The organism is Nostoc sp. PA-18-2419 (genome assembly GCF_005869855.1).
In the GTDB taxonomy this organism is placed as follows: Bacteria; Cyanobacteriota; Cyanobacteriia; order Cyanobacteriales; family Nostocaceae; genus Nostoc.
In genome coordinates this window covers 200,369-226,405 of record NZ_SZNH01000007.1, presented here as the reverse complement: position 1 = coordinate 226,405, position 26,037 = coordinate 200,369, and the positions used below count along the sequence as shown (strand labels likewise).

At 40.5% G+C, this 26,037-nt stretch carries 19 protein-coding genes; 11 read left to right on the top strand and 8 right to left on the bottom strand.

All coding sequences use genetic code 11. The annotated features are described in order from the left end of the window. Positions 1 to 209: 209 nt before the first annotated feature. The 5 genes from FCR06_RS10040 to rfbD all read left to right on the top strand — a co-directional run bounded on the left by FCR06_RS10040 (position 210) and on the right by rfbD (position 5,020). Positions 210 to 1,055: a glycosyltransferase gene (locus FCR06_RS10040; RefSeq protein ID WP_138499121.1), complete on the top strand. Its 846-nt coding sequence runs from the start codon at positions 210 to 212 to the stop codon at positions 1,053 to 1,055. An 89-nt stretch (positions 1,056 to 1,144) separates the two neighbouring features. Further along, on the top strand, positions 1,145 to 2,212 hold the full coding sequence (locus FCR06_RS10035; RefSeq protein WP_138499119.1) for a glycosyltransferase family 4 protein: 1,068 nt from the start codon (positions 1,145 to 1,147) through the stop codon (positions 2,210 to 2,212). Between the two features lie 50 nt (positions 2,213 to 2,262). Then, positions 2,263 to 3,339 carry a glucose-1-phosphate thymidylyltransferase gene (locus FCR06_RS10030; RefSeq protein WP_138499117.1) on the top strand — a complete coding sequence of 359 codons (1,077 nt, stop codon included), beginning with the start codon at positions 2,263 to 2,265 and terminating at the stop codon, positions 3,337 to 3,339. A 115-nt stretch (positions 3,340 to 3,454) separates the two neighbouring features. Beyond that, positions 3,455 to 4,000, top strand: coding sequence for a dTDP-4-dehydrorhamnose 3,5-epimerase (gene rfbC, locus FCR06_RS10025; protein ID WP_138499115.1), 546 nt, complete (start codon positions 3,455 to 3,457; stop codon positions 3,998 to 4,000). A gap of 141 nt (positions 4,001 to 4,141) precedes the next feature. Then, positions 4,142 to 5,020: a dTDP-4-dehydrorhamnose reductase gene (rfbD, locus tag FCR06_RS10020; RefSeq protein WP_138499112.1), complete on the top strand. Its 879-nt coding sequence runs from the start codon at positions 4,142 to 4,144 to the stop codon at positions 5,018 to 5,020. Positions 5,021 to 5,349: 329 nt separating this feature from the next. Here the strand turns inward: rfbD and FCR06_RS10015 are convergent, their stop codons facing one another. Then, the gene (locus FCR06_RS10015; RefSeq protein WP_138499110.1) at positions 5,350 to 6,084 is read right to left on the bottom strand and encodes a 2-phosphosulfolactate phosphatase family protein; all 735 of its coding nucleotides are present in this window, start codon (positions 6,082 to 6,084) and stop codon (positions 5,350 to 5,352) included. A 459-nt stretch (positions 6,085 to 6,543) separates the two neighbouring features. Between FCR06_RS10015 and FCR06_RS10010 the strand changes: the two genes are divergently transcribed. Both FCR06_RS10010 and FCR06_RS10005 read left to right on the top strand, forming a co-directional pair. Then, the gene (locus FCR06_RS10010; protein ID WP_138499208.1) at positions 6,544 to 6,963 is read left to right on the top strand and encodes a BlaI/MecI/CopY family transcriptional regulator; all 420 of its coding nucleotides are present in this window, start codon (positions 6,544 to 6,546) and stop codon (positions 6,961 to 6,963) included. Next, positions 6,963 to 7,805, top strand: a complete 843-nt coding sequence (locus FCR06_RS10005) for a M56 family metallopeptidase (protein ID WP_189523367.1) — start codon at positions 6,963 to 6,965, stop codon at positions 7,803 to 7,805. Before FCR06_RS10010 ends, FCR06_RS10005 begins: the two co-directional genes overlap by 1 nt. Here FCR06_RS10005 and FCR06_RS32500 read toward each other — a convergent pair. Beyond that, the gene (locus tag FCR06_RS32500) at positions 7,802 to 7,963 is read right to left on the bottom strand and encodes a hypothetical protein (RefSeq protein WP_189523366.1); all 162 of its coding nucleotides are present in this window, start codon (positions 7,961 to 7,963) and stop codon (positions 7,802 to 7,804) included. The two genes, FCR06_RS10005 and FCR06_RS32500, sit on opposite strands and share 4 nt — an antisense overlap. A 361-nt stretch (positions 7,964 to 8,324) precedes the next feature. Here FCR06_RS32500 and FCR06_RS33480 point away from each other — a divergent pair, with 361 nt between their 5' ends. Beyond that, positions 8,325 to 11,267 carry a lamin tail domain-containing protein gene (locus tag FCR06_RS33480; RefSeq protein WP_223280092.1) on the top strand — a complete coding sequence of 981 codons (2,943 nt, stop codon included), beginning with the start codon at positions 8,325 to 8,327 and terminating at the stop codon, positions 11,265 to 11,267. 51 nt (positions 11,268 to 11,318) lie between these two features. Here FCR06_RS33480 and FCR06_RS09995 read toward each other — a convergent pair whose 3' ends face one another. After that, positions 11,319 to 11,579 carry a MoaD/ThiS family protein gene (locus tag FCR06_RS09995; protein ID WP_138499106.1) on the bottom strand — a complete coding sequence of 87 codons (261 nt, stop codon included), beginning with the start codon at positions 11,577 to 11,579 and terminating at the stop codon, positions 11,319 to 11,321. Between the two features lie 142 nt (positions 11,580 to 11,721). Between FCR06_RS09995 and FCR06_RS09990 the strand changes: the two genes are divergently transcribed. Further along, positions 11,722 to 14,082 (top strand): bifunctional serine/threonine-protein kinase/ABC transporter substrate-binding protein, encoded by a 2,361-nt coding sequence (locus FCR06_RS09990; protein WP_138499104.1) that lies wholly within the window; start codon positions 11,722 to 11,724, stop codon positions 14,080 to 14,082. 238 nt (positions 14,083 to 14,320) lie between these two features. Here FCR06_RS09990 and ebsA read toward each other — a convergent pair whose 3' ends face one another. Then, positions 14,321 to 14,704, bottom strand: a complete 384-nt coding sequence (gene ebsA / locus FCR06_RS09985) for a type IV pilus biogenesis protein EbsA (RefSeq protein ID WP_138499102.1) — start codon at positions 14,702 to 14,704, stop codon at positions 14,321 to 14,323. 670 nt (positions 14,705 to 15,374) lie between these two features. On the opposite strand from ebsA, the gene FCR06_RS09980 reads away from it, so the two are divergent. Further along, positions 15,375 to 16,781: a glycosyltransferase gene (locus FCR06_RS09980; protein ID WP_138499100.1), complete on the top strand. Its 1,407-nt coding sequence runs from the start codon at positions 15,375 to 15,377 to the stop codon at positions 16,779 to 16,781. Between the two features lie 90 nt (positions 16,782 to 16,871). Here the strand turns inward: FCR06_RS09980 and FCR06_RS09975 are convergent, their stop codons facing one another. The 4 genes from FCR06_RS09975 to FCR06_RS09960 all read right to left on the bottom strand — a co-directional run bounded on the left by FCR06_RS09975 (position 16,872) and on the right by FCR06_RS09960 (position 24,226). Further along, positions 16,872 to 18,983: a DNA polymerase III subunit gamma/tau gene (locus FCR06_RS09975; RefSeq protein WP_138499098.1), complete on the bottom strand. Its 2,112-nt coding sequence runs from the start codon at positions 18,981 to 18,983 to the stop codon at positions 16,872 to 16,874. Positions 18,984 to 19,225: 242 nt separating this feature from the next. Further along, positions 19,226 to 21,886, bottom strand: a complete 2,661-nt coding sequence (locus tag FCR06_RS09970; protein ID WP_138499096.1) for a tetratricopeptide repeat-containing serine protease family protein — start codon at positions 21,884 to 21,886, stop codon at positions 19,226 to 19,228. A gap of 67 nt (positions 21,887 to 21,953) precedes the next feature. After that, the gene (locus FCR06_RS09965; RefSeq protein ID WP_138499094.1) at positions 21,954 to 22,478 is read right to left on the bottom strand and encodes a COP23 domain-containing protein; all 525 of its coding nucleotides are present in this window, start codon (positions 22,476 to 22,478) and stop codon (positions 21,954 to 21,956) included. Positions 22,479 to 22,834: 356 nt separating this feature from the next. Beyond that, on the bottom strand, positions 22,835 to 24,226 hold the full coding sequence (locus FCR06_RS09960) for a serine/threonine-protein kinase (RefSeq protein ID WP_138499092.1): 1,392 nt from the start codon (positions 24,224 to 24,226) through the stop codon (positions 22,835 to 22,837). 454 nt (positions 24,227 to 24,680) lie between these two features. Between FCR06_RS09960 and eno the strand changes: the two genes are divergently transcribed. Continuing rightward, a complete protein-coding gene (eno, locus tag FCR06_RS09955; RefSeq protein WP_138499090.1) occupies positions 24,681 to 25,970 on the top strand; it encodes a phosphopyruvate hydratase in 1,290 nt (429 codons plus the stop codon). Positions 25,971 to 26,037 lie beyond the last annotated feature (67 nt).

Sequence of the window (26,037 nt, the reverse complement as noted above, 5' to 3'; positions counted from 1 at the left end):
GTTGATAAAAGTAATTGGAGATTATGAATTTTCAAATAAAAAATTATGTGTTGACCTTTAACAGAAAACATCTATAATTTGGATATTTGAGTAGTAATACTAATTTCAAGAATAATTATGACAGATACAAAGTGAGTAAATATATTTCCTAAAAATTCTAATTCTTTTTTTAACAAGATTAGTTGAGATATAAAAATAATATAATTACAGTGATTTATTTTTTAATTGTTAATTATTATTCTACAAAATTAATTTTTAAATTAATTAATTCTATCCAAAAAACAACCAATGTTGACTACAAAGTAATTATTATTAATAACTCATCTGATGACCGTTCTATTGATGTTCTGAAAACTGAATCTATATTGATTTTTGATGCTGGAACTAATTTGGGTTTTGGTTGTGCTTGTAATTTAGGCTTAAAATGGATTTATATTCAAGACTCCCAAGCCTATGTTTGGATAATTAATCCCGATGCTTATTTAATAGAAAACACTTTAGATAAAGTTAAGTCATTTTTTGAATTGTATCCAGAAATTTCAATTCTTGGTACTCTTATCTATACACCCATAGGCAAAGTTTGGTTTGCTGGTGGTCACTTTATTCCTAAAACAGGTGCAATCATTACTCAAAAAAAATTAATAAATACAGATTTGGGTTATGTTAATTGCGATTGGGTTTCCGGGTGTAGTCTAATTGTTAATTTGAATAATTTTCTTGAATGTCCTAATTTTGACTCTGCTTACTTTCTTTATTATGAAGATGTAGATTTTTGCTTACGCTATGCTAATCAAGGACATATAGTTGCCATAAATAGTTTTTCAATAGTGCATGAACCATCATCTATTACTAATAGAAATATTTTTCATAAAATTAGAAATAGTACATATAGTTATTTACTAACGCTTGATAAATACACAAATAAAAATATTTTTAAAGCTAGATTAATTCTTCAAATGTTTAAAGCAATCCTTGCGATTGTGCTAAAGCCACAAGCTGCATTAGGAAAAATTTGTGGAATACGGGATTATATCACAAAAAAGCAGAGCAAATAATTGATTGAAGATTTAGTATAATTTGAAAATCAAATATTAAAATATAAAATTTAGAAAAATAATTTTTAAATATTTTCTGATTAACAATCGTGGCATTATTAATTAATCTGTCATTTTTACTAACTCAACCCACAGGTATCACTACCTATGCTCTCAATTTATTACCTCACTTACAAGAACTCGACCCCACACTTTTGATTTCCCAAAATATTTCTGGTTACAACTGCTATCCAGTTCCCCCTAATCAAACCGCAGAACAAGGGGTAAAAGGCCATTTAAAACGGCTTGTGTGGACGCAATTTCAACTACCAGAAATTTATAGAAAGCTAAAACCCCAAATTTTATTTTCCTTGCTTCCAGAAGCACCTCTTTATACCAATTGTCGTTTTGTGGTGATGGCTCACGATTTTATCCCATTGCGTTTTCCGAAGCGGTTTTCACCACTAACATCCTATCACCGCTACTACATACCCCAAGTCCTCAACCAAGCACAACACATTCTCTGTAACTCTCAAGCTACAGCTTGCGACATCACCAATTTTTTTCATATTCCCACTAGCAAAATTACCTCTATCCCTCTTGCTTACGATCCCACTCACTTTTGTTTGCTCAATCTCCCCACCCGCAACTATTTTCTTTACATTGGACGCCAAAACACTTACAAAAATCTACATCGATTGATTGCAGCCTTTGCTGCGCTACCCAATAACGACGACTATGAACTTTGGTTAGCAGGCCCAAGCGATCGCCGTTACACCCCAACTTTAACAGCCCAAGTTGCACAACTTGGTATCACCGATCAAGTAAAATTCCTCGAGTATGTTCCTTATAGCGAATTGCCAAAAATCATCAATCAAGCGATCGCTCTTGTTTTCCCTAGTCTCTGGGAAGGCTTTGGTTTACCCGTCTTAGAAGCAATGGCTTGTGGTACCCCAGTAATTACCTCCAATCTCTCCTCCCTACCAGAAGTAGCTGGAGACGCGGCAATTCTGATTAATCCCTACAATACTAGAGAAATTACAGAAGCAATGCAGGCAATTGCAACTGATTCGGGATTGCGATCACGCCTTTCTAAGCAGGGAATTATTCACTCCCAACAATTCAGTTGGGAAAAAACAGGAAAAGCCACCGCCGAAGTCTTATCTCGCTACGTGTAGAATATTACCGTTGAGCAGAGGATACGGCGAATAACAAATGACTAATATTTATGAAAGCATTAATTCTTTCTGGCGGTAAAGGTACACGCTTACGTCCCCTCACCTATAGCGGAGCAAAACAACTTGTACCAGTTGCTAACAAACCTGTTTTATGGTATGGAATTGAAGAAATGGTGGCTACTGGTATTACTGATATTGGTATCATCATTAGTCCGGAAACCGGTGCAGAAGTCCAAGCAAAAACCGGAAATGGAGAATACTTTGGAGCGAAGATTACCTACATATTACAAGACAAGGCAGTCGGACTTGCTCACGCCGTCCTAATAGCCCGTCCGTTTTTAGGAGATTCTCCGTTTGTCATGTACTTGGGCGATAACCTGATTCAATTAGGTGATTTAAGTTATTTTCTGCAACAATTTAGCCAACAGGAGCCTGATGCTTTAATTCTATTACGTCCTGTTGCTAATCCTAGCGCCTTTGGTGTGGCTGAGGTCGATGATAGAGGCAGAGTATTACAGTTAATTGAAAAACCCAAAATTCCGGCTTCAAATCTGGCATTGGTAGGAGTTTATTTCTTTTCTCACGTTATCTTTGATGCGATCACTAATATTCATCCTTCTGCCAGAGGGGAACTCGAAATTACTGATGCTATTCAATATTTAATTAATAAACAAAAGCACGTCGTCGCGCATAAACTCCAAGGTTGGTGGCTAGATACTGGTAAAAAAGATGATTTATTAGAAGCTAATCGATTGATTCTTGACACCTATATGACAGCATCAATTTTCGGCGAAGTCGATACCCAAAGTCAAATTATTGGACGAGTTAAAATCGGTGCCAAATCTCAAGTTATTAATTGCACAATTCGCGGGCCGGTAATTATTGGTAGCAATTGTTATTTAGAAAACTGCTTTATTGGTCCTTATAGTAGTATTGCCAACAATGCCACACTTGTGGATACAGATTTAGAACACAGTGTAATTTTAGAAGGTGCTAAAATTGTCGGCATCCATCAGCGGATTATCGATAGTGTGATTGGACAACGCGCACAATTGACCATTGCACCCCGTCGCCCGAAAGCTTTACGATTCCTGATTGGCGATGACTGTCAAATTGAACTCACATAATTTACTGATTAAAAATAAGGAAAGCTACAGTCAAAATGTTATGCTACTACCTGTAATTCTTGGGTTAATTTCTTGCCAAAATTAACACTGTGGCAAATTACTCGCAATAATATCAATGAGCATTACATATACCAAAATTCCTGAAGTTATACAACTTGAACCCAAAGTATTTGCAGACGATCGCGGTTTCTTCTTTGAAGCCTATAACCACCAAAAATTTACTCAACAGACTGGTATTGCTGCGAACTTTGTCCAAGATAACCATTCTTGTTCTAAGCAAAACGTCCTGCGTGGATTGCATTACCAAATTCAACAACCCCAAGGTAAACTCGTTCGGGCGATCGCCGGCACCATTTTTGACGTAGCCGTTGATATTAGAAGAAGTTCGCCTACGTTTGGTAAGTGGGTAGGTTATGAACTCAGTGCTGAGAACAAACGCTTACTTTGGATACCGATAGGCTTTGCTCACGGCTTTCTCGTGCTTTCAGAAACAGCTGAAGTGGTGTATAAAACTACAGATTACTACGCACCCCAAGGCGATCGTACAATTCTCTGGAACGATCCAGATTTAGCTATAGATTGGCCCTTGAGTGCGCCACCGATTTTATCAGCTAAAGACCAAGTCGGTAAATCTTTAAAAACTGCTGAAATATTTAATTAAATACTTTTAATATTAATCTGGACATTTTACTGTAACTTTCACTTTGAATAGTAGAAAGTATAAATTTCTAGATTACACAAATGAGATGTAAATTAGTACAAAAGTATTTTTGTATTGATGTAAATTCAAGAATTAATTAGGATGAGTAAATCAATTCTACTGATTGGTAGCAATGGGCAAGTAGGTCAAGAATTGGAACAAATTCTTCCATCCTACGGCAATACTATCTCAGTTGCACGCCCAATAGTAGACCTTACCGAGCCTGATACTCTCCGCAGGATTATCAAATCAAACCAACCGCAAATCATCATTAACGCTGCTGCTTATACCGCTGTAGACAAAGCCGAAAGCGAATCTGAACTTGCTACTGCTATTAATGCTACTGCACCTTTAATTCTCGCCGAAGAAAGTCAAAAGTTAGGAGCTTATCTAATTCATATTTCCACCGATTACGTTTTTGATGGCAATAGGTGTCACCCATATCAGGAAACCGATGCGACTAACCCCTTGAGTGTCTACGGAAAAACCAAACTTACAGGAGAACAAGCAATTCGAGACAATTGCACCCATCATCTCATCCTCCGCACAGCTTGGGTTTATGGAAACTTTGGCAAAAGTAACTTTGTCAAAACCATGTTACGACTGGGTGCAGAACGTCCAGAACTGCGTATCGTCGCCGATCAAATTGGTAGCCCGACTTGGGCAAAAGATATAGCCGCAGTCATCGCTGAGATAATTCCCCAGTTAAAGATAGAGATTGTAGGCACATACCACTACACTAATAGCGGCGTTGCTAGCTGGTATGACTTTGCCGTTGCCATTTTTGAAGAAGCCCAACAGCTAGGATTTCCTTTGAAAGTTAAAAATATTGTCCCCATTGCAACTGCTGAATATCCTACACCCGCCCATCGCCCTGGTTATTCTGTACTTGCTTGTGGCAAAATTTCGGCACTTCTAGGAACATATCCCCCCCATTGGCGACAAAGACTCCGCCAAATGCTCTTAGGAATTGGGAGATGAGGGAGATAAATCAATTCAAAATTCAAAATGACGCTCTCTACGAGACGCGCAAGGGACGCGGACACGGCTTAGCTGCGCGAACAAAATTCAAAATTAAAGAACTTTTTGCCTTCTGCCTTCTGTTGGCCAATGACTAATGACCAATACTTCTCTACGAGACGCTACGCCCAGGCTTGCCTCTCCGTAGGAGTACGTCGCCAACTGCCAGATGTGGTTCGACTTTGCTCAGCAATCAAGGGATGAGAGAGATTGGAGATGATTATAAAAAACCTTCTCACCTTTTCAACCCCTCTGACAGCCCCAATGCTTTAGTCCCCAGTCCCCAGTCCCTATCCCTTTTTTAAAACTCCTATCTCTGTTTGTATTGGCAAGATATCCAAAACATCAGTTTGGGAACAATATTTTAAATCTTCTTGACATTGAAGACGCAATAGGCGTTTGCCGTGACTAGCTTGGTGAAATAATTCCAATAAGTTATCTTGCCATTGAGAGTAAAGAGCGATCGCATCAATTACTTCATCGTTACCAGCTACTTCCTCTAGTGACAACTCAGTTTGCTGTAAAAGACTATGAGCGATCGCACCCGCACAAACTGTATCCTCTAAAGAAAAACTGCCTTCCCAGCCCGAACCGACAATCCATATTGTCTCTGGTTGCTTTCTCTTGAGAAATTCCACTACTGCTGCTCGATTGATTAAAGCTGCTGCAATTACATTTGGGGAGTCTTGCACCCGTTGTAACGCACGAGTACCATTTGTGGTACTGATAAATAATCGACGCCCCTGCACCAATTCGGATGTGCAATCGAGTGGGGAGTTACCCAACTCAAAGCCCTCTACTTTTGCGCCGCCGCGTTCTCCAGCCCGCAGACGTTTTTCAGGAGGCCATTTTTTACTAACTGCGATTAGTTGATCTAAATCGCTGAATACTTGTACAGCTTCGCCTCCAGCTGCCAAAACAGTCGCTATTGTGCTAGTGGCTCGCAAGACATCAACTGCGATCGCACATTCTGGCACTTTATCCGTTGGAGTCAATTCCGGAGTGTGGTATACAAATAGCTTCACGCGCTGGATACACCTGCTTTTATACTACTGCGGCAAACAAATAACATTCTACCTAGGTTAGTGTCACTAACTATAGTTATAATTATTCCCACAGCATTTTTTAGCATTAGAATACACAATGTATCTCATTAGATAGATAAATAGGAGATGAGGGATGGGGGGATGGGGAGGTAAGAGTACAGACAAGTTTTTAACTAAATCTTAAGAGTCCTTAATCCAAAATAAATGCTTAAAAAGCTGATTTTTATATTTTTAGACTTTTAGACTGGCTCCAGGATCTTGTAATCTAAAACAAGAAAGCTAACAGTCATTGGCCAAACAGGGCATTGAAAAGAGGACGCGGGGACAAGGCAAATTCGAGACATGGAAAAAGATTTGTTGCAAGTCATCATCCCACCTCCCCATCACCCCACCTCCCCATCACCCCACCTCCCCACCTCCCAACTCTCCTTCAAAACTATGGCACCTTTACCCGACTACCGTCCTAAACAACTGTCTGTAGGCCCTTTGGAAGCGGAAATACTAAATATCATCTGGGAACTTGGTTCAGTTACAGTCAAAGATGTCCATGATCGCATTCTCTCAGATCCTAACCGCGAATTAGCTTATACTTCTGTAACCACTGTTCTCCGACGCCTCACAGATAAAGGTTGGCTAGCCTGTGACAAAAAAGGACGGGCATTTTATTGGCGGCCATTGCTGAGTAAGCAACAGTCAGAGGTAATCAAAGCCCATGAGCAGTTACAGCGATTTTTGGCGGTAGGTAACCCTGATGTGGTTGCAGCCTTCGCCGATAGTCTCGATGAAGCAGCCAGCGAGCAAATAGCAGCCATCGCCAAACGCATACAATCTGCACGCCAAGCCAGGGAGGAAAAATGATGCATCTCATGATGATTTTAATTGCTTTGGGAGTTGCCTGGTGGTTAAGATCCTCTTGGAAAGAACCCCAAGGTAGTTGGAGTTTGCGGTGGCGGCGATCGCTATTTATATTTCTCTTCCCTCCCTTGTTAATTTTCATGACAGCGATCGCTGTGTTGTTCATGGGAGCCCAAGGAAAAATGGGCGGAATGTACACAGGTTCAATCAGTTATCTGCTGGCATTAATTTATTTAGCAATTTTTGCCATTTTATGCCTTAGACTTGCTTTTCAAGGTTGGCAGTCTGTGGAATCTGCCCGTAACTGTCCTCTAGTGAATTTGGGCGACACAAGAGCCAGACTACTGCAAACAGAAGCAATGTTTGCCGGTCAAATTGGTTTTTGGCAACCTGAATTAGTAGTTAGCGAAGGATTACTGCAAACTCTCTCACCAAATCATTTAGAAAGCGTCTTAGCACACGAACAAGGGCATTACCAGTATAGGGATACATTCTGGTTTTTCTGGCTGGGTTGGGTGCGTTCCTGCACTGCATGGTTGCCAAATACAGAGCCTTTGTGGCAAGAACTGTTAGTTTTGCGCGAACTCCGCGCCGATAGTTACGCAGCATTGCAGGTAGATCCTTTAGTCCTGGCAGAATCACTGCTGTTAGTGGTTAGTAGCAGCCCTCTATCATCAGAAATTTGCTGTGCTGCATTGGGTTCTCCTAACGCGGGCGATAGATTAGAACAAAGAGTAGAAGCTCTTTTAGCACCACCAGAAGCAAACACAGAAGCTCAATTGCATTCCTGGCATAGCTTTTTATTAGCATTTCTACCTTTAATAACTGTGATATTTCACACTTAAGTTAAATTTAAAAAGCGACTATAGCCCAAACCTGCAACGGTAGTCACTTGGCTTATATCTGTAGTGACTTTGGTCAAGTCTGTAGCCACTCCGGTTGAATTATCCACCGAAGTAGAGAGCGATCGCCCTCTGCTAAACTCTTCGTATTTCGCTATCACTATAGAAATTAGTTTTAAGATAAATTGCGAACTCTTCGCTCAACCCAAGCTTGTATCTTCACAGATTTCACGCTCAACTTGAATATTAAATTTGGCAAAACTCTGCGTAACTTTGCGTTTACTCTGTGTCCCTTTGCGTTTAAAAATACTACCTTTTTAAAAGCAGAGCGCTCGCCACAGCGAATGCGAATCAAGATGGTAGATTTTCGTACAACTTGGGTAACCTAAAACCAAGCATCACCTGAGTGTATGAGAGTTTTTATGCTTTTTTATAATGCCTTTTAAATTTGGCCTAAATACAGAGTGCTTTGTCGCAGACATGGCAACCATTCAATTAAAATCAGGAGCCATCAAAGCATAAATGAGTCTAATACTAAAATGTCTTTTAGCGGTCAACAACAAGCACCTGAACCTTTATAAAAAACTACTAACTGGCTTTGCTCTCTGGCTGTGCTGCTTGAATATTGGAATACAATCTGCTCAAGCTGAAGGTAGTCGCACACTGTATCCCAGTAGCGCCGCAGCCAGTAGTAGCAGAGCTAACTTAGAGTGGCGTACTGATACTTATGGCGGTCTTGTGCTGCGACGAACGTTACTTAAGGTTTATGCCAATAAAGATGAGTATATTCTTTTGGGTTCCAGCGCAGTTGGGGTAGGTAGCGGTGATATCCGTGTTTACAATCCCAATCGTATCACTGGTAGTATTGGCAGTGAAACTGTTCCTAGCACACCTGATTTTGTGTGTACTTCTCAAGCTGGAAGTGGTGTCATCTCAACTCACCAACAGGAGTTAAATGGTCCGCGTGCTATTTCTGGTGGAGGCAATCCCAATGGCTATATTCCCTGCTACTACAAAGCCCCATCCACTGGAGTTTATGACATAGTTTTCTATGGACCTACTGGGGGTAACTCATCAGCTAATGGTGCCCCTACTGGTGAGATTAATTTGACCAGTCCAAACAACTTTAATACTCAACAAGGAACGAGTGTTGCAGCTTGGGATGTAACGGTACGCAGTAGCAATCAAACTTCAACAACCGATTTAAACGGACGCTTATTCAGCTATTATCTAGCTTTATTTACTGGTAATAATGGTCGATATCTCAACTTCCCAGTCTATCCTGTAACCACAGATGGCTTCCAATATAAAGTAGAACTTAGAGGCACAGATCCGAATGGATTCGTTCTCTATGGTAATCAGGTAGGCTTTTTTGACAGTGATGGTAAAACCCCTCTCTATCACGACATACTAGGGGCAGATAGTCAGCTAACCAACCCCCAAGGTAGTGTTAGCTTGGCTCGTCCCCAATACGCTACTTTTTTTAACTCCATTGACACCAACGTGCTTCCATACGTTGAGCGTTACAAACCAGATGGCACTTTAGATGGAACTGGTATTCCCCTTAGCCCAATTATTCCTGCTGTTAGTAATTTACAATTCAACGGCACAGTTACAGGAAATAATAGTTCATTCGGCACAGGCGGTACTTTTAATTTTGGCAGCAACGTCACAGGGACTTACGAACTGATTATCAGCCGAGATGGCAGCAATTTTGATCCCACTAACTCCCAAAACCGTCTTCTACGAGGGACTATGCCTACAACAGGACAACAAGCTGTTAGTTGGGATGGTAAAGATAACACTGGCAATTTTTTCCCAGTTGGTAGTGATTATAAAGTTCGTGTCAGAACCTTTGGAGGTGAATATCACTTTCCCTTGCTGGATGCAGAAAACAATTTTACTGGCGGTCCTACTATTACAATGTTGAATGCCACTAATCCTATAGGCAACACTAGAGGATTTTATGATGATCGCGGTTACAAAACCATTGGTGGTACTCAAATCGGTACGTCTGGTCAAGTACTTTGCGGTATTAGTCCACCAAACCCAGCCTTTAGCGACCCAATTAACGGTTTTGACACCGCCAGCAATGACCGGAAATTTGGTCAGTCTGGTAACCTTGGTAACGCTGGGACATCATGTAACGGATCTTTTGGAGATACGAAAGGGTTGGATTTATGGACTTATTATCCCGGTCAAACTCAACCAACTCCATTTAATATTATTGATGCAGTTTCATCGAATGTCGGCAAAGTCATAATCAACGAAGTTTTATATAGCGAAACTGGCACTACTACTAGCACTAACGATGAATTTATTGAACTTTATAATCCTTCTTCATCGACTGTAGATTTGAGTGGTTTGAAGTTAGCAGACGGACACCTGACTGCTAATGATAATGATGGCACTAACGGCTTTACTTATACATTTCCAAACGGCACAACCCTACAAGCGGGAAAATATGCTGTAATTTGGATTGGAGATAACAACGCCAACCATCAAGCAACAGGAGCAGCTTTTCAAGCTTGGTTAGGACAGACTCCCAAACTCAACAACTTGGGTGATGATATCTGGTTGTAMGATAATCAAAATAAAATTATTGACTATATCGCTTATGGCAGTGGTAATGAAATTAATACGCCTCCTGCAAGTGTTCTCAATCTCTGGGACAACACATATCAGTCTTCGTTAATCGGAGCTAGCAATGGTCAATCTATCAGCTTAACTCCCAATGGTGAGGATACTAATGTCAGTGCTTGCTGGGAAGCAACCACCAGCAAGAACGCTAGCACACGGTGTACAAACTACCTACCAACTAGAGACACTGATACTACAGGTAGTCGCATTACCAGTGTTGGCGAAAACAATAACGGTGCTACTGCTGTAAATGCAAAGCTTTTGTTAGTCAAACGTATCACTCGCATCAATAATCAAGATTTAACCGACATTGTAGATGGTCGCAGCGACGTGGCCACAACTGCTGCCAACTATATCCCAGAACCCTATGCTTCTGATGATAACGATGCAAAATGGCCTGTTGGCTATCTGCGGGGATTGATTAATGCTGGGACTGTGAAGCCAGGAGATGAGTTGGAATACACTATTTACTTTCTTTCCAAAGGACCGAATGATGCTACTAACGTTAAATTCTGCGACTTAGTTCCCAGTAATACTACTTTTATTCTCAGCGCGTTTAATAATAATACTCCCAGTGATGGCGGCTTACCAGTAGCAGACAGAGGTATTGCCCTTGCAATTGGTTCCAGCACTCCTACAGTTTACCTGAGCAACGTTGAAGATGGCGATCGCGGACGTTTTTATCCTGCTAACGAGTCAGCACCATCATCCTGCGGTACTAACACTAATGGTGCTGTGGTGGTGAATATCACGCGCAGTCCAGATTTACCAGCTTTAGTCAAAGATGTTTACGGCTTTGTCCGCTTTCACACCAAGGTGAAATAAGAAAAACTGAGGAATAATAAGTAGTTAGGAGTTAACTCCTAACTGTTTTGCTTAACCGCCGCTAACCGGGGGAATTAACACAACTTCATCGCCATCTTGTAGGAGGGTATCTGGTTCAACAAATATCAGATTAATTCCGAAGCGGGTGATGTCCCGCCATTGAGAGAGTTCCGGGTGTTCAGCTATGAGACGATCGCATACTGCCTTAACCGGCGTACTATTGGGAAATTCCAGTACTAGTTCTGAAATCTGAAAAGCTTCTTGATAAGCGGCGAATAATTTGACAGTAACGGTGATTGCATATTTAGACATACAACATGCTTTGGCAGCGCTAGCAAGTACTTTAATGCTTGACAAGCACCCTGACTTCTTGAAATTTATTATACATTACTAAGCAGGTGGATACAAATAAACATTAATAATATTGCCTTTCTCAAGTAATAGTTTTAGCTCTATGAGTTATTGCCTCAATCCAAAGTGTCCAAATCCTGCTGATTTAATGAATGCCAACGGTAACATTTTCTGTCGTAACTGTGGGGCAAACTTGTTACTAGAAAATAAGTATCGAGTAATTAAGTTATTAGGTAATGGAGGATTTTCTTGGACTTTTGAAGTAGAAGATAACGAGATTAAAAAAGTCCTTAAAGTTTTGAATTTATCTTTAGTTAGCGAGAACAATAAATCTAAGRTTGTCAATTTGTTTAAGCGAGAAGCTGAGGTATTAATTCGCTTAAATAATTCAGGAATTCCTAAAGTTGAACTAGATGGATATTTTGAATTGAATTTCCCAGATTCCCCAGAGCCATTATACTGCTTGGTAATGGAAAAAATTGATGGTTTAAATTTACAACAGTGGTTAAAAAACCGGAATAATAAAACTATCACACCAGAATTAGCGATCGTTTATTTAAAACAAATACTAAAGATTTTAGACCGAGTCCACGCTCAGGGGTATTTTCATCGAGATATTAAACCAGCAAACATTATGGTAAAACCAGATGGACAACTGGTGTTAATTGACTTTGGAGCAGTACGCGATTTAGCACAAACTTATGTGCAGCAACAAAACGAAAATACAATCGTTGGTACACTGGGTTACTCATCACCCGAACAAATGAAAGGCATAGTAGTAAAGCAATCAGATTTTTTTGCTTTAGGACGAACTTTTGTGCATTTACTAACTGGAAAATCTCCCTTACATCTGCAAGAAGACGCCCAAACAGGTAAGTTAATTTGGCGCAACCAAGTTTCATTTCACTCTAATCATTGGAGAAATTGGTTAGATAAATTGAGGTGGCGGTCGCTTTTCGATTTGCTCGATGAAATGATGCAGCCATATTGGAAAGATCGTCCAAAAAATACTCAAGTAATTTTACGACGCTTAAATTATCCAATTACTTTACCACAGATTTCACTTCGCTTAGCTGGTACAGTTATTTTCTTGGGACTGGGGTTAAGTGGTAGTTATTGGTATTTAAACGGAGTGAGTGGATGTTCAAAAATTTGGCTGAGGCATTTCTCCGAAGATGACAGTATCAGTTGTGGCGAACAAATTCTGTTACCAAATATCAATATGAAAGTAGCAGAAAAAGAACGAGGAGTAAAGGCGATCGCAATGGGTAACTACCAAGATGCAATTACTTGGTTGGAAAAAGCTTGGCAAAAAGATCGTGACCCGGAAACCTTAATTTATCTTAATAACAGCCGCTTAGAAGTCAATAAAATTAAAGCTTACACTATCGCTGTTGTCGCTCCAATCGGTGATAATAATGACAACATCAATTCTAGTAAAGAAATATTACGTGGTGTAGCACAAGCACAAAACGAATTTAATCAAAATTACAAAACCAAAAGTATAGGGTTAAAAGTATTAATTGCTACTGATAAAAATCAAACTGAAGATGCTAGAAAAATAGCAAATTATTTAGGAAAAAAACATGATATTTTAGCTGTTATTGGTCATTTCAGGAGTGATACGACTTTAGAAGCTATTAAAGTTTATCAACAACGTCACCTCTTATTAATTTCGGCAACAGCCACATCAGAATCTCTATCTACATCCTGTCAATCAAATTATCCTAATTGTTTTTTTCGTGTTGTTCCTAGTAATCGGGCTATTACCCAAACTTTAGCTAAATACCTGAAAAAGGAAAATAAGCTAAAAGCAGCAATATTTTTTAATCCTAATAGTAATTATAGTAAATCTTTACAAGTACAAATGAAAGGTAGACTTGATGAATTAGGTGGAAAAGTAGTAGCAGAAATTCCCTTATATGAAAATGTAGAATCTAGTATAAATAAAGTGAAAGAACAGCAAGCAAATGTAATCATTTTATTTACAACTACAGATGGACTAACCTCTGACTCAGCACTTCAAGTGATTAGATATGCAAAACAATACAAATATTTAATAGTAGGTGGAGATAGTCTAGATAATAATAAGCTTCTTAAAGAATTAGTAGGTAATCAAGCAGGTGCAGTAGTAGCCATACCTTGGCATTCCAAAAGTATTCTTAATCGAAATTTTTCTAAGCAAGTAGAGAAAATTTGGGGAAAAGTAGATAATTGGCACACTGCATTATCTTATGATGCAACTCGTGTATTGTTAGCAGCTTTAGAAAAAATACCATCACCTAGTCGGGAAAATCTGCAACAAGCGATCGCTGAGACTAATTTTCAAGCAAGTGGTGCTACAGGAGTAATTTCTTTTAAACCAAATGGCGATCGTCAACAGGAAAATATCTATTTAGTAAAAGTTGTATTAAATCCGAATACAGCAAAAATTGAATTTATCCCTTTAAATTTATCAAAGTAGTTTGCCATTCATTAAAATTTGCTAAAAATGATGAATAAAATTAATATTTATTAACTAAAATTCCTGAGTTTGACAAAAGCAGGAATCTTATTTTTCTGAATTTTTAACTTTAATAATTAAAGAATCAGTAATCAGAATCCATGCTTTAATTTATTGATTGTCTTGTTGGTTATAAAGCCTGGTTTGCAAAGCCTTCTTAATTTTGATGTTTTACTGGTAAAACTTTGAGTAATTTACATCATTCATCTATACGTAGCAGCTTGCGATAAAAGGCTTGTGAAAAATCGGTGGCACGATAACGTTTATAGTTTTCTATAAGTTCAATTAAATAATTAATAAACTCGAAACTGGCTAGCATTAGTTCGTAACTCAGTTCTGCATTGCCATCAAACTGTACTCGGCAACGCGTTAAGTCTGAAGGTAGAGTAGCAACATTCCAAGAGGCGACGAAAGGGACATGTTCACTAGCTTCTATCTTTCGGTGTCCCTCCAAAACTCCTTTTTGATAGAGACTAATGGCATAGGGTAAAAAATTCCTTTTAGCACCCTGAACGTAAGGTAAATAAACACTGGCTTGTTGTTGAGTAGCTGGCTGGAGTTGGAGTTGCTCAATAGACGACATTATTAAATATTCCTCAAGTTAGTTGGCAACTAGCAATAGGCTCTTAGTAGTATTCCCAAAAAATGTGTCTAAAGCACATAGTGGAGAGTCGAGAGTGGGGAATCGGAGGATGTGGTTCGACTTGTCTACCAGAGGCTACGCCCAGCCTTGCTTAAGAACAGGGTACGCTCACTAACCGTGAGATGGGGAGAAGTCGCCACTGACCAATGACCATACCCAATAAATGAAGTTACTGCTAAGAAATATTAAAATTTCGGTTACAATAAGGCTGCGTTAACTTTTATCGAAAGTTGGGGGCAATAGATTAAAAAATCCCTGCTATAAAGTAGTGGACGTATTTATTGCTGTTTTTCCAAGGAAAAGCTGCCCAGTTGCGATCGCTTTGCCTAATCTGGAGTTTACATTAGTCAAACTCTTATCCTACAAGCTTCCTGCCCAAGTGGCGCTCAAAGGAATCAAGTATATTCAGAGTGGCAAATGTGGTTAATGCCAAGCAACTAACCGCAGTAGCGGTAAAAATAAGGTAGTCCCAGCTGCTTTTAGCTTAGGGATAGTGGGTATTCCAGTTTGCCCATTCCGATTAATATCGGTAAAAGTAGCTTAAGGATATTTGTCCGTAAAATTACTAACTGTGAACAAATAGTGGTTTTTGAATCAAGCAAGCCAACTTATGCCAGCGAATTCCTGGCCCGAAGAAGATTCTTATCAAGAGCTTGATCCACTCAACTCCTTATTGTCTGACCTCTCAGTAGATGAGGAGTCTGTGTTAGAGACACAAAATATGTCTCTACCATCCCGGTTTCAAGGTCGTAGAGGTAAAGCAGCTCTAGTCTTGACTATTGTCTGGAGTGGAACGATCGCTCTGCATTTAGTTTCTTGGGCATCTATATTCATACTAGGATTGACCACCGTTCTTGGCCTTCATGCTTTGGTGGTAGTGTTTACTAAACCCCGTTGTCATCCAAAAGAAATGCAGGGAGATTATCCCTATGTATCTGTGTTAGTAGCTGCAAAAAATGAAGAAGCGGTAATTGCTAAATTAGTCAATAATCTTTGTAATCTAGAATATCCAGATGGCAAATACGAACTATGGATAATTGACGATCGCAGCACCGATAATACACCCCATTTATTAACAGAATTACAGCACAAATATGATAAACTTAAGGTACTCACACGCTCAGCAGAGGCTAGTGGCGGTAAGTCAGGAGCCTTGAATCAGGTATTACCGCTGACAAAGGGCGAAATCATCGCTGTATTTGATGCTGATGCTCAAGTGACACCAGATTTATTATCACAAGTAATACCTTTATTCCAAAGAGAAAAGGTGGGGGCGGTGCAAGTGCGAAAAGCGATCGCCAACGCCAAACAAAATTTTTGGACTAAGGGTCAAATGGGGGAAATGGGGCTTGATACCTGGTTTCAGCAACAGCGGACAGGTCTTGGTGGAATTGGTGAACTGCGAGGTAATGGTCAATTTGTCAGGCGTTCAGCCCTCTTAAGTTGCGGTGGGTGGAATGAGGAAACTATTACCGATGACTTGGATTTGACAATCCGCTTACATTTGGAAAAATGGGATATTGAGTGTGTTTTCCATCCAGCAGTGCAAGAAGAAGGAGTGACAAAGGCAGTTGCACTCTGGCATCAACGCAACCGTTGGGCAGAAGGCGGATATCAACGTTACTTGGATTATTGGGATTTAATTCTTAAAAACCGCATGGGAGGACGCAAAAGCTGGGATTTGCTGATGTTTGTGCTGATTATGTATATCTTGCCCACAGCAACAGTACCAGATTTATTAATGGCGATCGCTCGTCATCGTCCACCGATATTAAGTCCGATTACAAGCTTGTCCGTTACTATGTCGATGGTGGGGATGTTTACAGGTTTGAGGCGGATACGCCAAGACCAGAAATTCTCATTACCTACGTATTTTATTTTGCTGCTACAAACTATCCGTGGCAATTTGTACATGCTGCACTGGTTAGTAGTTATGAGCAGTACAACCGCCCGAATGTCCGTCAGACCGAAGCGCCTGAAATGGGTTAAAACTTTGCATACAGGGAATGGGGACTAGGGACACTTCTTGTGCTTCAGTGGATCGCTGGGGACTGGGGACTAGAGAAAAGTTTTCTCAATGTCCAATACCCAATTCCCTATTCCCAATTTATTCATCATCCACTTCTGATTCTTCTACCCATTCACCTGTAGTCATGGAATCAGAAAAGTCTGTTGAATCATCTGTGAAGCGGATAACTTGTCCGTTGAAAAATTCTGCGAAGCGCTGAGCTGCGATCGCTACTTCATCCGGTTCCCAATTAGCTGGGGGTGTTTGGATTGGGGGTGGAGGCATTTGTAGCCCATTTCTATTCACTCCATTGCCATTTCTGACTGACGATTCGGTTTTTACTGCTGGGGTTGTTGCTGGTGATCGAGTAACTGGCTGCGATTGTGATGTTGGAGGTGAAATCTGTCTGTTGTCAATGGAAGTAGTTATTTGCTGAAGGCGAGGAGAATCTTGCCGTGCAGGAGCAGGAGCTTTTTTACCTGGGGTAGAGTTTAATAAAGTTCCTTTTTCTAGATTTACCTTGACTTCATGTTGGAAAGTCTGCTGGAAAGCCGCCACAATTATAGGTAGATCGGATTTAACTTTTTCATACCATGCTTGTTTGATGGCAATATAAGCCACTGCACCATCGAACTCAGTGAGTTGGCACATTTGACGTAGTAATTCTCGCCTTGAGATTGGTTGAAAGTTAGTAAGTACTTGTTGCCAAACTTGAGTTAAGTCATGTTCTGGTGTTCTGGCAACTTCTGAGGTTGCTGGTTCAGTTTTGCTAGATGGTATAGATTCTGGGGTTGGTGATGAAACCGAACTAGCAGCAGAATTGTGATTTGTTTGCCTCTCATCTGGAGAAGATGATGTGACAAGTTGATTTTGGGCTGTTGTTAGATGATGGTTTGACGATGCCCAATTGTGGTTTGTTTGCTGTTCATCTGTGGGAGATGATTTGGCAGAGTGATTTTGGGCAGTTGCTAAATTTTGGTTTGCCCAATTGTGATTTGTTTGCGGATCAGCTGAAGATACAGTAGAGGCTGAATGATTTTCGGCAACTGCTGGAGGATATGCAGATACAGCGGGTGTATTAAGTCGCGGCGGTACGCTTGGGGATTGTGTCTGAATATTTGTTGCACTAGGTAACAATCCCAATAATGTTACCTCCAGCCATAAACGCGGCTGGGTGCTGTTTTTGATTTGCACTTCAGCTGTTCGTAAGTGTTGCTGCCCCGCCAAAATCATGCTCATCTGCAAGTGTTGGGCAAACTCCACCAGTGCTGTCCAAGTTTGCTGAGTACAAGCAACCAAATCGTGGCGGTTGGGTGCTGTTTTGGCAATCAGTAAATCGCGATAAAAAGCGGCGAGATTTTGCAGAATAGTTAGCGGTTCTCGACCGCGCTCTAAAATGTAGTGGGTACAGTCGAGAACCGCTTCTGGTTTATCTTGAGCGATCGCATTTAAAAGCCCCAATAAATCTTGTTCGCTTACCGTCCCTACCAAATCCCAAACTTTATCTGGCGTCACTTCACCCGCTAATAAAGCCAATTGATCGAGCAAACTTTCGGCATCCCGCAATCCCCCTTGAGCAAGTTGGGCTACTAAAGTTACAGCATCGAGTGAAATATGAATGTTTTCTTTTGAAGCGATCGCACTTAAATGTTTAACCATCGCCTCTAACTGAATACGTCTAAAATCAAACCGCTGACAGCGGGAAATAATTGTTGGTAATACCCGTTGTGGGTCTGTTGTCGCCAACACAAAAACTACATGCTTCGGTGGTTCTTCTAGTGTTTTTAATAAGGCGTTGAATGCCTGATTGCTGAGCATGTGGCATTCATCAATCACATACACTTTATAGCGACACTGTACAGGAGCAAACTGAGCTTTTTCAATCAACTCGCGGATATTATCTACACCAGTGTTGCTGGCAGCGTCGATTTCAATTACGTCTAAGGAGTAGCCTTTGGTGATTCCCTGGCAAACATCACAGACACCGCAGGGGTTTGGGGTGGGCTGGTCACTTTTAAGACAATTAAGAGATTTAGCTAGAATTCGGGCACTTGAAGTTTTCCCCGTACCTCTAGGCCCAGTGAATAAATAGGCGGGGGCAATCTTGGATGTAGCGATCGCGTTCGTGAGGGTAGTGGCGATCACCTCTTGCCCTACTAGTTGAGCAAAACTCTTGGGGCGATACTTGTGGTGCAGGGGTTCGTAAGACATGGAAATATAGACTTCAATGCCTTTCAACGTTGATTAATAGCACCGAGTCGAGTTTGGGATTCAATTATTTTAATCTCTTGCACCTGCCTTGTTTGTCGATGTTGCCATACCAATTGCCCTAAATTTATTTTGTAAATTTTGGCACTAAGAGAAGCAAGCCCAGAGAACATATTTTTAACTATGATTTCACCATCAATGCATCCAAATTATAGCATATTTTTTAGTACATTTGTTCTAAAAACTCATTTATTATTTCCTTGGGCATTGGGTATTGGGAGTTCTGCTGGTTTGGACTGTAGCAGCCGAGTAGCGCCATCGCGATATTTTATTGCCTCTGCATCTTCAGGTTTGAGACGAATCACTTCATTGAAATCGGCTATTGCTGCTTTGTAGTCTCGCTGTACTACCAGAACAAGCCCGCGAGCTTTAAGAATCTCGGTATCTTGCGGCTGGAGACGAATTGCTTGATTGAAATCGCTTATCGCCCCTTTGTAGTCTTTCTGTTCCAGGCGAGCTTTTGCACGAAGTTTGATCGCGTCAACATATTCGGGTTTGAGACGAATTGCTTCGTTAAAATCTACTATCGATCCTTTGTAGTCATGCTGTAGCAAGTGAATAGCACCACGATTTGCTATGGCTTCAGCATCTTTAGGGTCAAGACGCACAGCTTCACTGTAGTCAGCCAGCGCTCCTTTTAAGTCTCCCTGTTGAGTGCGAAGCGCACCCCGAACAGAGTAGGCTGCACTTTCGATATATTCTGGATTTAAACGAATTGCTTCATTTAAATCAGCCATCGCTCCTTGTAAGTCTCCCGTGCCATAACGTGCTGCACCCCGAGCAAAATACGCCCAAGAACCAGGATTGTTTTTTATAGCTTGGTTTGATACCTTTAGTGCTTCTGGAAAACGTTTTGCACTAAATAGTATTAGACTACGCAATATCTGAACACTAGCATCATCTGGATCTAGTTTTGCTACTTGGTCAAAGGATTCTAGCGCTTGTGGGTATCGATTCAAACTAAGAAGTACTAGACCACGCAAGCGCCAAGCAGGAGCAAAGTTCGGCTCAATTTGTGTGGCTTTATCAAAGTACTTTAGGGCGGCTTGAGATTCTTCACGAGCCAACAGCACGAAACCGCGTAGATACCAAGCTTGATAAAAGTTAGGCTCAAGTTGAATTGCTCGGTCGATAGCGTTGATTGCCTCGTTGCTATTGTTTTCACCAAGTGGCTTTTCTGGCGTGCTTCGCGCTAATTGCCAGCCATAATTTAGCAAATCAATGGCATCAGCATTCTCTTTGGGTTTCTCTACTTTAAATAAAGCTTCCAGAATTGATTTTGTCTCTTGGGTTGTCAGTTGCGGTGGTGGATTATTCTCTACTCTCAAAATCGGAGCCATACCTACTGACTGTGCCCAACGGACAAAGCTACTGATGGGGACGCCCCAACTCAAACCCAATGTTATCAAACGTCTTTGACCAGCTTTATCTGTAATTTCTTCAACTTCTGCTTTTCCATGAATCCCAATGACGCGTCCACGAGTATCTAATACTGGACCGCCGCTCATTCCTTGGTCTGTGAGATTAGTGTATATTAGCCCATATCCATAGCTCAAAGACAAAGAGTTTTTCGCTAAAAAAGAACCAATTTGTTTTGATGCTACATTCCCAGCTGTAAACTGACGCTGTGTTTGTCCAGTTCCGGGTTTTAGCCCCAGCCACCCGGAAACAAAAATGAATCCATTGTCTTTAACTATGTCGTAATTAGCGAGAGTTGCCACACGGTAATTTTGATCGCTAGTAAACTGCAATATGGCTAAGTCTGTCTCTGGCAAGATTTTAAGATTCTGATTATTTACTGTGACTTGATGTTGTTTGCCATCAGGGGTGATTACCTCTAAAATGCTGCGATCGCATTTTTGAGAACTGCGAATAACGTGTTCTGCTGTGAGGACGCTATAAGTATTTCCCTGTTTGCCAATAATCACCCCCGAGCCGCTACACTGCCGTAAAGTTGGCACGTCTATTCGCACCGTAATTTCTTGGGCAATGTTGTTGACTTCATTGGCGATGGGAGGAAGACTTGGGGTTGAGGGTACGTTTGCTGCGGGTAAGGATTCTTTGGATGTGTACCCAGGAGCTAAGCGAGCAAATGTTTGGATGGGAATTCCCCAACTATAACGGCTCATTAAATCTCGTAGAGCTTCAGTCGGTTGGGAACCATCTTCATAAATATAAGGGTTACCCCAAAGCGGATAGGCATGGATACCATTGATCCCAATTACTTGCCCGTGACGATTGAGTATCGGGCCGCCGCTCATTCCCTTTTCGATTTCATTGCTGTAGCCTATCTGATATCCTTCTTTAAGAGCTCGCTCTGGCACTAACAAAACTTGCCCTGTTTGGAAGACAAATCCCCCAGATGCAGACGGATTCGCCTCGAAGGGAAACCCTGCTGCGTATATTGGTTCGTTAACTGCGATCGTTGATAAATTCCCCAAGGGAGCTAAAGTATAGTTTGCGTTAGCCCGGAATTCTAACAAAGCTAGATCCTTGCCTTGAAAGTTTACTCCTTTAACCAAATTGCCTGAGTGTATTTTCCCATCTTGTGTTTGAATTTTAATAGGTTTGCCTGATTCTATAACGTGTTGATTAGTAATAACCGTATAAATTTGACTATTTTTTTTAAGTAAAATACCTGAACCTCTGTTCTCGCCAGATAAAATTTTGACAGTTATCGAGCGAGCCAACTGTTTGATTTGTTCTGGCGATCGCTTCTGAATTGACTCTTGAGCATCAACTCTTGGAGAAATGCTCAGATAAACAGCTTGTATCGGCAACGTCAACAGTATGCCCATCCAGGCGATCGTAGCCAGTGAGCGACGATACATTAGTTTTTGTCTCATGTTGCTTTTAGTGCTTGTAAATCTCTATACAAATATGCTTAAACGAGCATCCGATTACTTACTAAATTTAGTATGAATTTTGTCCCTGTGCTGCTTTTTCATTCAGTAACATACTCATATCTATGTATACTTGAGAAGAAGCATCTTCAGACTGAAGAATGGGCCCACGAGCCCGGTAACCAACTTCTACAAGCTTCTGAAGTACTGAACTGGCGTCTTGATAGGATTTGAGTGTAAATAGTAATTGACTACAAGGGCCACCATATTGGCCAGCTGCACAAATCACAGCTTGATTATTAGAAATACCAGATGTCAGGTAATTCAAAACACCTTTCTCATAGGCCTTTTGAAATCTGGAAGATACGTTTTGACAGCGCACTTTTGGGGTATATTCCCCTAAAGTCTTAACCCAGCGAATAATAGGAATCTTCTTATTGTTGTAGTTTTTAGCATATGTAGTCCATACGCCATCATTACTTTTTTCACAAAAGTAAGTTTGAGCTTGAGCCAAACTAGGTGGATTGATGCTAGCAATACTACTCAGAACAATTGTACCTGCCGTTAGTACTTGTAAAAATAACTGGGGTTTCATCGTCGGTAGTTCTCACTTAATTCTTATGAATACATAGATACTATGTATTTACCACAAAATTAAAAAGATATTACATTACTACATCATAAATTCATGTAAATATTTATTTACGTGTAAATGTCATTCGTCAATTAAATTTGTCGGCTTATAGCGCAGTGCGATGCACCATTAATCTCAGTGGTTAGAGCTTACTTATAAAATAGAAATAAAATTTATGTATGGTGTGTTAAGAGCAGATTTTGACCTGATTTTTCACGAAAAACATGATTAAAGCGCTTAACGCACCGTCAATAACGTGGTACGTTATGGTTTTAACCTAACGCACCCTACTTGAGATTTACTTGATAAAAAACCTGTTACTTAATTTCCAAAGAATTAATTATTGTTCGTGCTGTGGGAAGATGCTCAGAATATTTAGTAACATTATCTGTATAAGTCATGATATAAGCTTTATTATTTTTGATTGTCCAAACTTGCAAGCGTTTAATATTAATTCCTTCTTCTTCAAGAGTGTAACTAACTTGATAAGCTGGTTGATTGGCTAGTTGGGTTTTACCCTTTTCACTAATTTTACTATTTGGATAAGACTGCTGAATTTCATCTAAAAAAAACTTAGTAAATTGTTCTAATTCTTGATGGTTTTCTGGTAATTCTTCAACAATTAAATTGACATTTTCTAAATATATATCTGTATTATTTTCTTTTGGCGATATAAATTTAACCACATTACCTGTAATGTGGTCTGGAGTTCCAGTTTTTTGCCAATTAGTTGGATATTTGATATTAATGCCATAAGGAATATTATTATAATCTAATAAACTTTGATTACGAGGTATGAAGATAAAAAAAGCAATGATGGTGGCTGCGGTAGCCATTCCTAAACCAATAATAGCCTTGCGCCAAATCGATTTTTGAGGATGATTACCTACTTTAAATTGTTGTAGTGCTTGCAATACTTCTGTTGCCGATTGATATCTTTGTCGAAAGTCATACTTGACCATTTTCTCAATAATTTCTGCGAACTGTTGGCTAACCTGTGCTTGCTGATGCCAGATAATTTCACCTGTAAGATTATCTCTCGGTAATTGCATCGGATTTAAATTAGTCAGGGCTTCGATCGCAATGATTCCGACTGCATAAATATCACTGCATAGCCTGGGCTGACCTTGACTTTGTTCACTGGGTATATAACCAGGTGTGCCAACTACAACTGTTGCTGTCATTTGTCCCTGAGTATTGATTGCTGGAGAACTGATTTGTTTGACTGCTCCAAAATCAATCAGAACAATCTTTTCATCCTGTTGGCGGCGCATTAAATTCGATGGCTTAATATCTCTGTGGATGACATGATGCTGATGCAAAAACTCTAATGCCTCTAAAATATCCTCCAACAGCACAATTACTTTTTCTTGACTCCACTGTTTGTGACGATTGATTTCACGACTCAAATCATACCCAGGAATAAACTCCTGAACTAAATAAAAGTTTTGGTCTTCTTCAAAATGCGCCAATAAACGTGGAATCCGGTCGTGATTCCCTAAGCGATTGAGTACTTTAGCTTCATTTTCAAATAACCGTCGCGCATGGGACAAAGTATTTGTATCTGTTGCTTTCGGCGAGAAGTGCTTAACAACACACTGGTCTTTATCAGGCAATTTCCTATCAATAGCTAGGTAAGTAGCACCAAAACCACCTTCTCCCAGTTTGCTGATAACTTCGTAGCGTCCATCTAGGATTTTGCCTATCATCAGATTTACAAGTATGTTCAATTCATCTGAATTTTGATATGGAATACTATTTGTACATAGTATAAGTAATTGTAACTATAGCAATCAACTTTGATTTTTGAACTTATTTGTTCTCAACACATAGTAGAGAATGGAAAATCAGCTGAGTCAGTTTGATAGCGAGTTCTTTGACGCAATCAAATAGGAGTCCTATATTTATATATTTAATACATTGTTTAACCGTATTGTTATTTATAAAAAAGTATTTTATTTTACTTATTGATTGAAGAATAACAGTGAAAATTGGGATATGAAAGCAAGTTGACTCAAAAATATAAAATTAAAAATTCATTGACAAAATCTCTGGAAATATTCTTTAATCTCAGCCGACAAAGGTCTTTAAACGCCTATGCTTACGATTGGGCTAGGCCAGTGGACTATATGCTAAGACACTTGAACAAAGGACAAAATACAAATGAGTAATCTTCTAGATACTGCCATTGAAGCGATCGCAGCTCGCGAAATTCTCGATTCACGCGGTAGACCAACAATTGAAGCCGAAGTGCATTTAGCCAACGGCGCTGTAGGACTAGCACAGGTTCCTAGCGGTGCCTCTACTGGCTCTTTTGAAGCCCACGAACTGCGTGATGGCGATAAAAGCCGTTACGGCGGCAAAGGAGTCCTCAAGGCAGTGCAAAACGTTAAAGAGGTATTTGCCCCAAAATTGCTCAACTTGGATGCTCTCAACCAAGAACTATTAGACCGCACAATGATTGCGATCGATGGTTCTGCCAACAAATCCAATTTAGGGGCTAATGCGATTTTGGCAGTTTCCCTCGCCGCAGCCAAGGCTGGTGCTGAATCTTTAGCAATTCCCCTGTATCGCTATTTGGGTGGCCCTTTGGCAAATTTATTACCAGTACCGTTGATGAATGTAATTAACGGTGGGGCGCACGCCGCAAATAACGTGGATTTTCAAGAATTTATGATTGTCCCAATTGGGGCGACTTCCTTCAAAGAAGCCTTGCGCTGGGGTGCTGAGGTGTTTGCTACCCTGAGTAAAGTATTAGACGAGAAGGGTTTGCTGACTGGGGTAGGCGATGAAGGTGGCTTTGCTCCTAACTTAGAGTCCAATCAAGTGGCTTTGGAATTGCTGGTTGCTGCTATTGAGAAAGCTGGATACAAGCCAGGAGAGCAAGTAGCTTTGGCGTTAGATGTGGCGGCTAGCGAGTTTTACAAGAATGGGCAGTATGTTTATGATGGTCAGCCTCACGCGCCCAGCGAGTTTATTGATTACCTCGCGCAACTAGTTGACCAGTATCCCATTGTCTCAATTGAAGATGGTTTACACGAGGAAGATTGGCAAAGTTGGCAATTGCTCACCCAAAAATTAGGTTCGCGGGTGCAGTTAGTTGGAGACGATTTGTTTGTAACCAATACTACTCGCTTACAAAGGGGTATCCAAGAAAAAGCTGGTAACGCCATTTTGATTAAACTCAATCAAATTGGTTCGCTCACGGAAACCTTAGAAACAATTGACTTAGCAACTCGTAACGGTTTTCGCTCAGTAATTAGCCATCGTTCCGGTGAAACTGAAGACACAACCATCGCCGATTTAGCCGTAGCCACCCGTGCTGGTCAAATCAAAACAGGTTCCCTATGTCGCAGCGAACGGGTAGCAAAATATAATCGCTTGTTGCGAATTGAAGATGAATTAGGTGATCGCGCCGTGTATGCTGGTGCTGTAGGTTTGGGGCCGAAGTAGGCACTAGGTACTGGGGACTAGGGACTGGGTACTGGGGACTAGAGAAAAGTTTTCTCAATACCCAATA

Bases quoted from the DNA above. Each gene is read 5' to 3' on its own strand.
- FCR06_RS10030 (WP_138499117.1), top strand. From the start codon at position 2,263: ATGAAAGCATTAATTCTTTCTGGCGGTAAAGGTACACGCTTACGTCCC.
- eno (WP_138499090.1), top strand. From the start codon at position 24,681: ATGAGTAATCTTCTAGATACTGCCATTGAAGCGATCGCAGCTCGCGAA.
- ebsA (WP_138499102.1), bottom strand. From the start codon at position 14,704: ATGTCGTCTATTGAGCAACTCCAACTCCAGCCAGCTACTCAACAACAA.
- FCR06_RS09995 (WP_138499106.1), bottom strand. From the start codon at position 11,579: ATGTCTAAATATGCAATCACCGTTACTGTCAAATTATTCGCCGCTTAT.
- FCR06_RS09965 (WP_138499094.1), bottom strand. From the start codon at position 22,478: ATGAAACCCCAGTTATTTTTACAAGTACTAACGGCAGGTACAATTGTT.
- rfbD (WP_138499112.1), top strand. From the start codon at position 4,142: ATGAGTAAATCAATTCTACTGATTGGTAGCAATGGGCAAGTAGGTCAA.
- rfbC (WP_138499115.1), top strand. From the start codon at position 3,455: ATGAGCATTACATATACCAAAATTCCTGAAGTTATACAACTTGAACCC.
- FCR06_RS09980 (WP_138499100.1), top strand. From the start codon at position 15,375: ATGCCAGCGAATTCCTGGCCCGAAGAAGATTCTTATCAAGAGCTTGAT.
- FCR06_RS09960 (WP_138499092.1), bottom strand. From the start codon at position 24,226: ATGATAGGCAAAATCCTAGATGGACGCTACGAAGTTATCAGCAAACTG.
- FCR06_RS10010 (WP_138499208.1), top strand. From the start codon at position 6,544: ATGGCACCTTTACCCGACTACCGTCCTAAACAACTGTCTGTAGGCCCT.
- FCR06_RS09970 (WP_138499096.1), bottom strand. From the start codon at position 21,886: ATGAGACAAAAACTAATGTATCGTCGCTCACTGGCTACGATCGCCTGG.
- FCR06_RS10005 (WP_189523367.1), top strand. From the start codon at position 6,963: ATGCATCTCATGATGATTTTAATTGCTTTGGGAGTTGCCTGGTGGTTA.
- FCR06_RS09975 (WP_138499098.1), bottom strand. From the start codon at position 18,983: ATGTCTTACGAACCCCTGCACCACAAGTATCGCCCCAAGAGTTTTGCT.